General features: G+C 62.6%; 15 protein-coding genes. 9 read left to right on the forward strand and 6 right to left on the reverse strand.

The features are described 5' to 3' along the window. Positions 1 to 39: 39 nt before the first annotated feature. Both BLQ01_RS15305 and BLQ01_RS22805 read left to right on the forward strand, forming a co-directional pair. Positions 40 to 873, forward strand: a complete 834-nt coding sequence (locus tag BLQ01_RS15305) for a 5-oxoprolinase subunit C family protein (protein WP_091552667.1) — start codon at positions 40 to 42, stop codon at positions 871 to 873. Positions 874 to 1622: 749 nt separating this feature from the next. Beyond that, positions 1623 to 2174, forward strand: coding sequence for a Fic family protein (locus BLQ01_RS22805; protein ID WP_302846721.1), 552 nt, complete (start codon positions 1623 to 1625; stop codon positions 2172 to 2174). A gap of 14 nt (positions 2175 to 2188) precedes the next feature. On the opposite strand, the gene BLQ01_RS15315 is transcribed toward BLQ01_RS22805, so the two are convergent. Together BLQ01_RS15315 and BLQ01_RS15320 are read right to left on the reverse strand one after the other, a co-directional pair. Beyond that, complete coding sequence (locus BLQ01_RS15315) at positions 2189 to 2617, reverse strand: VOC family protein (protein WP_091552669.1); 429 nt, start codon at positions 2615 to 2617, stop codon at positions 2189 to 2191. Positions 2618 to 2667: 50 nt separating this feature from the next. Then, a complete protein-coding gene (locus tag BLQ01_RS15320; RefSeq protein ID WP_091552671.1) occupies positions 2668 to 4077 on the reverse strand; it encodes a DUF445 domain-containing protein in 1410 nt (469 codons plus the stop codon). A gap of 50 nt (positions 4078 to 4127) precedes the next feature. Here BLQ01_RS15320 and BLQ01_RS15325 point away from each other — a divergent pair, with 50 nt between their 5' ends. Genes BLQ01_RS15325 through BLQ01_RS15340 form a run of 4 tightly spaced genes read left to right on the forward strand, consistent with a single transcriptional unit; the run spans position 4128 to position 6549 of the window. Beyond that, positions 4128 to 5015: a glycerophosphodiester phosphodiesterase gene (locus tag BLQ01_RS15325; protein ID WP_091552781.1), complete on the forward strand. Its 888-nt coding sequence runs from the start codon at positions 4128 to 4130 to the stop codon at positions 5013 to 5015. Between the two features lie 36 nt (positions 5016 to 5051). Then, entirely contained in the window at positions 5052 to 5486 is a 435-nt protein-coding gene (locus tag BLQ01_RS15330) for a DoxX family protein (RefSeq protein ID WP_026547445.1), read from the forward strand. Continuing rightward, positions 5483 to 6241 carry an AzlC family ABC transporter permease gene (locus BLQ01_RS15335; RefSeq protein ID WP_091552672.1) on the forward strand — a complete coding sequence of 253 codons (759 nt, stop codon included), beginning with the start codon at positions 5483 to 5485 and terminating at the stop codon, positions 6239 to 6241. Before BLQ01_RS15330 ends, BLQ01_RS15335 begins: the two co-directional genes overlap by 4 nt. Beyond that, positions 6238 to 6549 (forward strand): AzlD domain-containing protein, encoded by a 312-nt coding sequence (locus BLQ01_RS15340; RefSeq protein ID WP_026542098.1) that lies wholly within the window; start codon positions 6238 to 6240, stop codon positions 6547 to 6549. The genes BLQ01_RS15335 and BLQ01_RS15340 overlap by 4 nt, the downstream gene beginning before the upstream one ends. 45 nt (positions 6550 to 6594) lie before the next feature. On the opposite strand, the gene BLQ01_RS15345 is transcribed toward BLQ01_RS15340, so the two are convergent. After that, positions 6595 to 7206 carry a DUF5684 domain-containing protein gene (locus tag BLQ01_RS15345; RefSeq protein ID WP_175493456.1) on the reverse strand — a complete coding sequence of 204 codons (612 nt, stop codon included), beginning with the start codon at positions 7204 to 7206 and terminating at the stop codon, positions 6595 to 6597. A gap of 72 nt (positions 7207 to 7278) precedes the next feature. Beyond that, positions 7279 to 7908 (reverse strand): TetR/AcrR family transcriptional regulator, encoded by a 630-nt coding sequence (locus tag BLQ01_RS15350; RefSeq protein WP_026542097.1) that lies wholly within the window; start codon positions 7906 to 7908, stop codon positions 7279 to 7281. Between the two features lie 92 nt (positions 7909 to 8000). Between BLQ01_RS15350 and BLQ01_RS15355 the strand changes: the two genes are divergently transcribed. Continuing rightward, positions 8001 to 8345, forward strand: coding sequence for a thiamine-binding protein (locus BLQ01_RS15355; RefSeq protein ID WP_091552674.1), 345 nt, complete (start codon positions 8001 to 8003; stop codon positions 8343 to 8345). A 60-nt stretch (positions 8346 to 8405) separates the two neighbouring features. Here the strand turns inward: BLQ01_RS15355 and BLQ01_RS15360 are convergent, their stop codons facing one another. Together BLQ01_RS15360 and BLQ01_RS15365 are read right to left on the reverse strand one after the other, a co-directional pair. Then, the gene (locus tag BLQ01_RS15360; RefSeq protein ID WP_091552676.1) at positions 8406 to 9194 is read right to left on the reverse strand and encodes an oxidoreductase; all 789 of its coding nucleotides are present in this window, start codon (positions 9192 to 9194) and stop codon (positions 8406 to 8408) included. 73 nt (positions 9195 to 9267) lie between these two features. Then, positions 9268 to 9843, reverse strand: coding sequence for a TetR/AcrR family transcriptional regulator (locus tag BLQ01_RS15365; protein ID WP_091552677.1), 576 nt, complete (start codon positions 9841 to 9843; stop codon positions 9268 to 9270). A gap of 78 nt (positions 9844 to 9921) precedes the next feature. On the opposite strand from BLQ01_RS15365, the gene BLQ01_RS15370 reads away from it, so the two are divergent. Both BLQ01_RS15370 and BLQ01_RS15375 read left to right on the forward strand, forming a co-directional pair. After that, positions 9922 to 10593 carry an O-methyltransferase gene (locus BLQ01_RS15370; RefSeq protein WP_026542093.1) on the forward strand — a complete coding sequence of 224 codons (672 nt, stop codon included), beginning with the start codon at positions 9922 to 9924 and terminating at the stop codon, positions 10591 to 10593. A gap of 3 nt (positions 10594 to 10596) precedes the next feature. Beyond that, positions 10597 to 11112: a GNAT family N-acetyltransferase gene (locus tag BLQ01_RS15375; RefSeq protein WP_026542092.1), complete on the forward strand. Its 516-nt coding sequence runs from the start codon at positions 10597 to 10599 to the stop codon at positions 11110 to 11112. Positions 11113 to 11353: the final 241 nt, after the last annotated feature.

The raw sequence follows: 11353 nt of genomic DNA on the forward strand, positions 1-11353 counted from the left end.
GGCCAGGTTCAGCGGGTTCTGAGGGAGGGGTTTGTTCGGATGGGCGCAGTGGTAGTGGCTTCCGGAATGTTGACGCTGGCCCTGGAACCCAATCAGGCCCTGGACCGGATGTCCATGCACTTGGCCAACGCCTTGCTGGGAAATCCCGACCATACCGCCGGACTCGAGGTCCTGTTGGGCGGTTTGAAGCTCCGGTTCGTGACAGGGTCTGCTGTGGCGGTCACTGGAGCCGACGGGGCCGTGACGCTCAACGGAGCTGAGTTTCCGCTGAACACAGCAGTCAGGGTAGCTCCCGGGGCAGTGCTGGAGTTCGGGCCGGCGCTGTTTGGGTTGCGTTACTACGTGGCGGTTCACGGTGGTGTGCAGGAAGCCAGTGAGGTGTTGTCCGCCGGTGCAGCCGTGACGTTCGGGAAGCCCCGCGGTCAGGCTCTCCCTGCCGGCAGGCAACCTGTCGTCACCCACCCTCCCGTCACCCACCCTGCCCGGCGGGCACTGGACCCGGAACGACCGGTTGTTGCCAGGGTTTCCCGCGTACCGAAAGACCCGCAGGCTCAAAATGTCGACGCCGGAACGTGGCTTCGGCTGACCACGGAACCGTGGACCCTCTCGCAGGAATCGGACCGCGTGGGTGCACGGCTTCTTGGCCGGCCGCTTGAGGTGGGCCAAACGGCTCCAGTAGCCAAAGCCCAAGCAGCCCATCCTCAACCGTTGGCCTTGGGCTCGGTGGTGCTGCCGCCGTCGGGCCTTCCCGTCATTGCGTTGGCCGGCCGTCCGGCAACGGCCAAATCGCCGGTGATCGCACTGGTACGTGACGAGGACCTGGACTTGATCGGCCAAGCAAGGCCAGGGCAGATGGTGCACTTACTCGGCTGAGAAAACGCGATGCCAATTTTCTCAAAATGGGGCCCTTCTGAGAATCGCCTGTGGTGATTTTCTCAGTAAGCGCACTTTATGAGAAAATAGGGCAACCTTATTCTCAAGGAGTGCCGTGAGCAAGGAAACTGACTGGCCGCCCCTGACTTTTGAGCAGCGCCCGTGGACTACTGAGCCTGCCCCGGGCGTGTCGAGACGACAGCGTCTGCTCGCCAGAGGACCGTATGAGGCCGCCGTGCCGCCTGCTATCTCTGATCTGGATCCCGGTGTTGACTCTGCAACGCAATCCTTGGTTGAAACAGCCACGATGGAAATGGTTCGTTTCGATGCTGAACTGGGACAGGACTCCACGCCATTCGCTGCCTTGCTGCTGAGGAGCGAGTCCGCATCGAGTTCCCAGATCGAGAATTTGACGGCCGGCGCCCGAAAGATTGTGCTGGCGCAGTTGGGTGACAGGTCCAGTATCAATGCTTCTCTCGTGGCTTCCAACGTTGAGGCGATGCAGGCGGCCATCGCGCTGTCCGAGGACCTCAGCGTGGACAATATCGGGGCGATGCACCACACTCTCCTATCCGCATCGGACAGGGTCATCGCGGGCGAATACCGGACCTCGCAGGTCTGGATTCGCGGAAACTCTCCCCATTCGGCCGAGTTCGTGCCGCCCCACCATGATCTGGTTCCTGGCGGTATGACCGACCTGGTGGAGTTCATGGAAACGGGACGATATTCCCGCGCTGACCCAGGCGGCGGTGGCCCACGCCCAGTTCGAGACCATCCATCCATTCGCAGACGGCAATGGGCGTACAGGCAGGGCCATTGTCAGCGCACTGCTGCGTGCCAAAGGCGTCACCGAGAATGTCACGATCCCGGTGTCGTCAGGCCTCCTGACTGATACCCGCCTGTACTTCGATGCGTTGGGTGCGTACCGAATGGGTAATATCCTGCCCATTGTGCAGCGCTTCGCCGAGTCGGCATTGCTGGCCGTGGACAATGGCCGCCTGTTGGCTGCTGACATCAAAGCTGTCCAGTCCGAGTTTCGAACCAGGGTTGGGCCGGCACGGGACTCAGTATTGAAGGTCTTGGCGTTGCTGCCGCGGGAGCCGGCGATCACTGCGGAAATGGCCGCTGAATACGCAGGAGTATCAACGGCAACCGCATATCGGGCTGTGCAACGGCTCCAAGAGGCAGGAGTATTGAGCCCTGCCGGTAGAGTGCGCGGAGTCCGGGCATGGATCGCCAGCGACATCGTTGCGGCGCTGGACGATTTCGCTGCAAGGGCTGGGCGTCGGATCCGGCCCTGAACGCAGGATTCGCTTTAGAGCTTCTGCGCGAGCATGACCAGGATCCCGCTGGGGCCGCGGAGGTAGGTGAGCTTGTAAACGCCCTGGTAGTTAGCCACGCCGCGCAACGGGTAGCACCCGTGTTGTGCGGCGATGTCCAGGGCTTGATCGATGTCATCCACCGAGAAAGCCACCCTGTGCATGCCGATCTCGTTGGGAAGCGTGGGGTTTGTCTCGATCGCGTCAGGGTGGATGTACTCGAAGAGTTCCAGTTGCCCATTGCCGTCCGGAGTTTGGAGCACGGCGATTTTTGCGTGGTTTCCATCCAGGCCTACCGCGGTGTCTGCCCATTCACCACTGACCGTGTCCCGGCCAAGGACCGTCAGGCCGAGGTCGGTGAAAAAGGAGATGGTTTCTTCCAGGTCCCGTACCGCAATACCAACGTTTTCAAGTTTGATGGGCATGCGTTGAAGGTACCAAGGCTCGCAGGATAGCTCCAGTACCGCGGATGCTGCTAGCCGAACAGCAGGTGTGCCACCGTGAAGATCGCCAGCCCGGCCAAGGCACCAACCACGGTGCCGTTGATGCGGATGTACTGAAGGTCCTTGCCCACCTGCAGTTCGATCTTCTGGGACGTCTCTTCGGCATCCCAACGCGCCACGGTGTCAGAGATGACCCCTGCGATGTCCGAGCGGTAGGTGTTTACCAGGTAGCCTGCGGCGTCTCCGATCCACGCGTTGACCTTTCCGGCCAGTTCGTCGTCGTTGACCAGCCGCGTACCGAAGTCACGGACGGCACCCTTGAAGCGCTGGCTCAGTTCACTCTCGGGATCATCGACGGCGTTGAGCAGCGCAGTCTTGACGGTTCCCCAGGTGCGGGATGCCAACTCGCGGACCTCGGGATCACCAAGGATCTGGGCTTTGATGCTCTCGGCGCGCTCAATCATGGCGGGATCGTGTTGCAGGTCCTGGGCCAGATCCGTGAGGTAGGCATCGATCGACTGACGCACCTGATGGTTCTGGTCCGACTGGACGGCGCGGACGAACTTGGAGAGTTCCACGTACACCCTGTCACCCACCAGACCGTCCACGAACGTCGGGACCCACAAAGGAGAACGGTCCGAGACGAGCCTGTTCACCGTGGCATGGTTGGCCTCCACCCAATCGGCGGCCCGGTCAACCAACAGGTCAACCAACGTGTGGTGGTGCCCGTCGGCGAAGATCCGTTCAGCCATCCTGCCCACGGGCGGTCCCCACGGCGGAGCGAGTAGATGCTTGCGGACCATTCCTTCGATGACTGCCTGCACGTCGTCGTCGTTCAGTACGGTGAACGCGCCACGGATGATCGCGCCGCCTTCCTTGGCAACGCGTTCGGCTCCACCCGGCGCCGACAACCAGGTGCCCGCCTTCCGGGCAATATCAATGCTGGCCAACTTGTCCTGCACAACCTCCTGGGAGAGGAAGTTGCTCTCCACAAAGTCACTGAGTGATTCACCAATCTGGTCCTTGCGGCGCGGGATGATGGCCGTGTGCGGGATCTTCAGGCCCATGGGGTACTTGAAGAGGGCAGTCACGGCGAACCAGTCGGCCAACGCGCCCACCATGCCACCTTCGGCTGCCGCACGAACATATTCCAGCCACGGGAACTGCTTCTGGAACGCAAACGCCACGGTAAATATCACCGCCATGCCGATCAGCAACGCCAAGGCCAACCGCTTCATCCGGCGCAGCGCGGCCGCCTTTTCCAGGTCACCTGTTGTGAGGTCGACGACGGCGGAATCGCCCCTGGCGCGACCGGAACCTGCGCGACCGGAACCTCCGCGTGCAGAACCTGGACTGGCCGAGCCTGCCGAATGCGACTGGTCCGGCATGTGTTGGGGGTTGGTGAGGTCTTCAGTTGGGATTTGTTCAGAGTTCACCTGCATGAGCCCAGCGTAGCCCCCGAAGATGCAGGGAGGTGGGCTACCGTGTTTGCATGACCAGCGACGACTTCGCCCCGGGCCGGCCCAAGGTCTACGCCCACCGCGGCGCCAGTGCGGCCTACGCCGAGCACACGCGGGCTGCCTATTTGCAGGCCATTGCCGACGGCGCCGACGGTGTGGAGTGCGATGTCCACCTGACCCGCGACCAGCACGTGGTGCTCCTCCACGATGCAGACCTTGACCGGACGTCCACCGGAACCGGCCCGGTAGCCGAGCACACTTTGGAAGAGCTCCGGTCCCTTGATTTCTCCTCCTGGAAGGGTGCCCGCATTCCGGAGGCGTACGGGGGAGTGTCCGATCAATTCCTGACGCTGCCTGAATTGTTGGACATCCTGCGGGGCGCGGGCCGGGAGATCGGGTTGGCGATCGAACTCAAGCACCCAAGCCCGTATCGGCTCAAGCTCGAGGACAGGGTGTTGGCCCTGCTGGAAGAAGAAGGCTGGACCCCGGAGGAGTCGCGGTTGGAGAACATCAGGATCTCCTTTATGAGTTTTGATACCGATTCCGTCCAGCGGCTGCTCCGCAGCGTCCCCAAGGAGTACATCTGCCAATTGGTGGACGACTTCACAGTCAAAGAGTTGCGGGAGGAACTTGGGCTGGGCTTCCTGACTGGCAGCGCGGTGGCCAACGTCATGCGGGCCACGCAGCTCGAGGCTGAACGTGTTCTGGATGAAGGCGAAGTGGTCATTGCAGGCCCGGGAATCGACTACATCAGGGAGCACGCACGCACCATCCAACGGTGGTTGGATGCCGGACGTATATTCCGAGTGTGGACTGTCGATTCGGAAAAGGATGTGGCCTTGTGCCAGGGCCTCGGCATCCACGAGATCACCACCAACAAGCCGGCGCAGGTACTCAAACAGTTGATGGTATCGAGCTGACTTTGGGGGCCACCGCGCTTGTGATTGAGTGGTCACATGTCATTTCGCTGGTCAGCACAAGCAACCCGAACCACGTCCGCAGTAGCTTTGAGCGCCCTGCTCCTGGCCAGCGCCGCGAAGCATTTCCGCACGCCTAAGTTCTACTACCCGGTGGTCCCCGACTACTTGTGCCGCAAGGACGAGCCTGGAAGCCGCCCAAACGGTCCCCTTGCCGTGATGTCCCGCGAGGAATGGGTAGCCTCCTCGGGCCTGATCGAGGCCGCTGTTGCCATAGGACTCCTGGTCCCCGCCACGCGGCGGGCCGCGGCAGATGCCACCACGGCAATGTTCACGGCATTTCTTGCAGGGCATATTGACGCGCTTCGTCGCGCCTATGGCCCCAACGGAACGGCGGCCGAACGGCGTATCCACACTGTCCGCCTGCCCTTGCAGATTCCGCTGATCCTGTGGTCCTGGAGTCTTAGGAAATGAGCGGCAGTGCCGCTCCCATGAAGCTGAGGGAGTCACCTGCGTTCAAGGTGGCCGTGTCCTTGAGTATCGCCACAGGTCTTTACGGGGTGTCTTTTGGTGCCCTGTCCGTGGCATCCGGGTTCGACTTTTGGCAAACCATGGTGCTGAGCCTGTTGCTGTTCAGCGGTGGATCGCAGTTTGCCTTCATCGGTGTGGTGGCCGGTGGCGGTTCCGGGGTGGCGGCCATGACGGCCAGCGCCCTGTTGGGCCTGCGCAACGGCATCTACGGTATGCAGATCAACGCCATGCTCCGCCCGGCCGGCTGGAAACGCTACGTCTCCGCGCACGTCACCATCGACGAATCAACCGCGACGGCGTCCGGCCAGTCCGATCCCGATGAGCAACGACGCGGCTTCTGGACCGCCGGAATCGGTATATTCATTCTCTGGAATATCTTCACCGCCATCGGCGCGTTGGCCGGGGATGCCATGGGTGATCCCAAGCAATGGGGTTTGGACGGAGCCGCAGTAGCAGCATTCCTGGCTTTGTTGTGGCCGCGATTGAAAGGCCGGGAACCCTGGGCGATCGCTGCTGCGTGCGCCTTGGCAACCATCCTGGCCGTGCCCTTTGTCCCCTCGGGCGTCCCCATCCTGGTGGCAGCGGTAGTGGCCGGTGTCATCGGATGGTTCAGCCACGCACGCGTTGACGAAGGGCTGGAGCCGGACCTGGATCCTTACGCAGCAAGGCGACACCACGATCATGGGGACAGCAAATGAGCCTGTGGCTTTGGATCCTGATTGCCTGCGTACTGGCCTACCTCACCAAATTGGTGGGCTACTTCGTGCCCGCCAAGCTGTTGGAGAGTCCACGCATCATGCATGTGGCCGGAACCATGACCATCGGACTGCTGGCGTCCCTGACAGTTGTCAATGCCGTTGCTTCGGGCCAGGGCCTCGTCCTTGACGCCCGCATCGGCGCCTTGGTGGCGGCCGCCGTCGCGCTGTGGCTTAGGGCGCCGTTCCTGGTGGTGGTCATCTCGGGCGCTGCTGCAGCGGCGCTCCTCAGGTTGCTCGGGTGGGGTTAGAGTAGCGCTGCTGGGCGGAGGGATTGCTGGGCCCGCCATTGCTGGCTAGCGATACTGCTGGCCATCCGGCTGCTGGGCCGGCGGTTGCTGGCCACTGAACTGCTGGCCACTGTACTGCTGGGCGTTGAACGGCTGACCGTTGTACTGCTGGGCTGGCGGTTGCGCATATCCCTGCGGAGCCGGCTGCGCGTACGGCTGCCCATAACCCTGTCCGTAGCCCTGCCCGTAAGCCTGCGGGTAAGCCACGAACTGCCGTCCGGCTGCCGGTCCCAGGTACGGTGCCGAACCATAGGACAGCATGGGTACGAAGACCACGGGCAGCAGGACCAGCCCCACGGTATATCCGGCGTCCTTGCCGAATGACTTGGAGAGATCGTGCAGGGCCACGATGCCGAAGTAGATTCCGGCGAACGGGATGAGGGTCAACAGGAACCAGTACCAGGGTCGACCTGCGATTTCCATGAGCTTGATGCTGTTGTAGACCGGAACAAAAGCTGCCCAGGCTGGACGCCCTGCTTTGGTGAACATTCCCATGTAGAGCACGCCAACGATCGCGAAGACCACTGCGAAGTAAATGACCATGAGCAGCAGGACAAGGCCTGCTGCTGCGGCGGACTCGGAACCGCTGGATGAGTATGAGCTCAAGGGAATAACCATGCGTTCGAGCCTAGTGCCCTGACGAGGCTTCCGCGATGGGCAGGACTCACCATGCTGAGCCCGCCTTTGCTGTCAGGGAGCTTCTGTCAGCGTGACGCCGGGGATGCCGGACTGCTCCGGCAGCGGCCGGGACGGACGCTCGCTCCGGATGGCATCTTCGATCAGGGCCACAGGACGCTTCCATGCAGCGGAGCCAGGCTCCATGGTGTCAACGGCGCCAATCAACATGGCTACCAGCCGGACCATATCCTCAATGGTGATATCGCGCCGCAAGGAACCTTGGCCTTGTCCGCGCTCCAGCAGTGTGGCCATGGAGCCGATGATGCCACGGGTGATGCCGATCAGCAGGCCCCTGCGGCCTGCGACGGCGTCAAGGAGGTTGGCGTCTTCGCTGGCAACCTGCATCACGGCGTCGATGACGTTGATGAGTCCTTCTGCCGCATCCATGCCGTCCAGGGCGGCAGTGGCGACGGGGTCCACGTGCAGGCGCAGCTGGCGGGACAAGGCTGCGAGGACCAGCTGCTCTTTGTCCGAGAAGTTGCGGAACAGCGTTGCGGGGCCAACTCCGGCAGTGGCTGCAATGGTCTGCAAGGGCACTTCGGGTCCGTGTTCCCGGAAGCACTGCCGGGCGGCGGTGATGATTTTGTCCACATTGCGTGCGGCGTCTGCCCTGAGGGGCTTGCGTTCAGAGGGCTGTTCCATGCTTGTCAGGGTAGCAACGGAGCGTCGAAGGCCTCTTGTTACGCGGGAGTAGGCCGTTATATGACAAACCAGTACGTGAAACACTGGATTTTATGTTGCTTGCCTTCTCAGTCGCCCCTTCGGGCCAGCCCGCATCCGCCGCCAACGGCGGACCCACCCCCGACGCTTCGGTCCACGACGCCGTCGCTGCCGCCGTCAAGATCGTCCGCGAGTCCGGACTGCCCAACCAGACCGACTCCATGTTCACCACGATCGAAGGCGAATGGGACGAGGTGTTCGACGTCGTCAAGCGCGCCACCGAAGCAGTGGGCCGCTACGGCAGCCGTGTCTCCCTGGTGATCAAGGCTGACATCCGGCCTGGGTACAACGGCGAACTGACCGGCAAGGTGGAGCGGCTCGAAGAGGCGATCGCCGGATCGGAAGAGGAAAACATCTAGTTCGCCGTGAACATCGCATGATGCCGTGTCAGGCGCCACGGCATCATGCGGGCACGTGTTTCAACTGGTTTTGATTGTTCCGCCGTCGATGACCAGGTCCGCGCCAGTGATGCTGTTCGCAATTGGCGAGGCCAGAAACGTGATGAACGCCGCCACGTCTTCCGGTTCCGCAATGCGCCCGGAGGCAACGCCGAACGTCGCTGGCATTGCTTCGAGGAATTCTTCGTGGGTTGCCCCGTACATTTCGGCGACCCTTGCTCCGAATCCATCGGAATCACGCCAAAGCCCAGTGCCCACGGGGCCAGGCGAGACTGTGTTCACCCGTACCCCCTGCGGTCCGAATTCTTCGCTGAGCCGTTTGCTGAAGGCTGTCAGGGCGGCCTTGGCCTCGCTGTATCCGACCGGGCCAGTGGAAGGGATGCGCGCATTGATTGATGAGACGTTGACGATGACGCCTTGGTGTTCCACGATGCTTGGCAGGGCAGCGCGTGAGGTCCGTACCGCGCTGAGCAGGTTGAGGTCCAGCAATCTCTGCCACTGATCCTCGTCGGCATCGAGGAATCCGCCCAGCTTCAAGCTGTTGGCGTCCCCGGCGCCTACGTTGTTGACCAGGATGTCCACCCTGCCCTCTTTGCCCAAGGCCGCATCGATCAACTCCTGGGCTCCGGTCCTCGTGGACAGGTCGACAGAGACGCCAAGGCTGCACACCTCCCGAAGTTCGGGGCTGATGGTGCGGGCCGCCCCGACTACCCGGACACCCTCCGATGCCAATGCCCGTGACGTGGCCAGCCCGATGCCACGACTCGCGCCAGTGACAACAGCAACTTTCCCGTTGAGTGAGTAATCCATGCACCTATCCTTTTCTGGAACAGTTGGTCAAAAATTAGCGTAAATTTCAGCAGGGTTTGCTTTGCCGTGAGAACTAGAGGACCGCCAGGGCGGTGTCGATGACGCGATGGAGGCTAGGTGCGTCGTGCGTCATGGCCATCACTCGAAGGCCGGCCAGGGTTGTGGCCAGATGCTCGGCCAAGGCCTGCGCGTCGTGGTCGGGGGAAAGGTCTCCCTTGAGCTGGCCGGTTTGGATTCGAGCAGCAAACCATCCGGTCGATTCGTCCTGCATCAGCCGGAGCTTGCCCGCCAGCGCCGGATCCTGCCCGGCGAGCTCTACCGCAGTATTGCCGATCAGGCACCCGCGGGGATGGGCCTGTGCCAGGTCATTGTCAACGATCGTGCGAAGGGCCGCGCGAAGACACTCCTTGGTGGTTCCGGGGTGCTCCAGCAACTCCTGGGCCATGCGCATCATCTGGTCTTGGTACAGGGTGAGGCAGCGGTCAAAGAGGTCCCGCTTGCTCGCGAAAGCGTTGTAGAGGCTCCCCTTGGCAATGCCGGTGGCTTCGGCGAGTTTTGCGGGCGAAGTTGCCGCATAGCCGTGGGTCCAAAACGCGTCCATGGCGTCGGAGATCACTTTTTCGTCGTCGAAGCTTCTTGGCCGGCCCATGTCCGCAGCCTAGGCCCTTTTTGACCAGCGGGTCAAAAAGGGTTTCCTGCCGAAGCCGCCAGTGCAAGACTGGGGGCCATGATTGAACACGTGACAGAGCCTGGTTGGGTTGACGTCGAGCGTTACTTGACCGACGTCGTCGTGCGTCCTGAACCTGCACATCGGCGCGCCCTGACGTCCGCGGTAGAGGCCGGTATGCCGGCGATTGAAGTGGCACCCAATGCGGGCAAGCTGCTCAGGATGCTCGTGCAGGTCTCTGGGGCCAGGCGTGTGCTGGAGATTGGGACGTTGGCGGGTTTCAGCAGCATCTGGATGGCACAAGGACTGCCCGACGACGGTCGGATTGTCACGTGCGAATTCCTCCGCAAGCACGCCGATGTTGCACGCGCCAACGTCGATGCTGCCGGGGTAGGGCACAAGGTGGACATCCGCGTGGGCGCCGCGCTGGACACGCTTCCCACACTGGCCGGGCAGGAATCGTTCGACTTCGTCTTCATTGACGCTGACAAGGAGAATGACGCCAACTACCTCGACTGGGCCATCCGGCTGGGACATCCCGGCACCGTGATTGTGGTGGATAACGTCATCTGGGACGGTGCCATCCTTGAACCCGGACGGGACGAGGTGAACGCGCCTGGCATCGTGAAGGTCTTGGAAATGATGGGCCAGGATCCGCGCTTGGACGCCACTGCCATCCAGACCGTGGGCAGCAAGGGCTGGGATGGATTCGCGATCGCGAGGGTCAGGTAGCGCATGGATTTCACGCTTCGCCCAGCCACGGTGGACGACGCCGAGGCCATGGCGCTCATGCATGTCCAATCGTGGCGCGAAAGCTACGGGCACCTGCTGCCTCCCGAGTTCTTTGAAAAACAGGAAGCGGCGCTGCCCGACCGCATCCGGCGCTACCGGGACTACATCGCTGCGGGGCACACCCGGATGTTGGCCCACGACCCCGACGGTTTCCTGGTTGGCCTCGGCGCCGCGGGCCCGGGCAGGGATGAGGACAGCCCCTGTGGGACCGAACTGTTCATGCTCTACACCCTGGAGCGAATCCACGGCAGGGGAGTCGGGCAGTCACTGGTGGATGCCCTGATCGGCGATGGTCCGGCATACCTATGGGTTCTGGACGACAACCCCCGCGCCCAGGCCTTTTACCGGCGCAACGGATTTGTGCCGGACGGAAAGCGGCAGCTGTGTGACCCATCCTGGTACTCGCTGCCGGAGCATCGGATGGTCCGTCCCGGGCTGCAGCAAGTTCCCGCCCACTGAACTGTTCCCAGAGCCGACTCATCTGGATAGGGTGATCACGGGCGGTGTCGACGAGGTCCGCCCGGTCCGATTCCCGGGAGGAAGCATGTCTATTCCAGAGCAGGATCCAAGCCAGCAGGAAGGCCCCGCGGACGGTGGCGCGGACGGCGTCCCCGGCATGCACGACGGCGGTGCCGACGGCGGTGCTGACGGCGGTGCTGATGGTGGAGCTGAAGGCCCCGCGGACGGTGGCGCGGGCGGC

Origin of the sequence: Arthrobacter sp. UNCCL28 (assembly GCF_900102805.1) — a bacterium.
Taxonomy (GTDB): domain Bacteria; phylum Actinomycetota; class Actinomycetes; order Actinomycetales; family Micrococcaceae; genus Arthrobacter; species Arthrobacter nicotinovorans_A.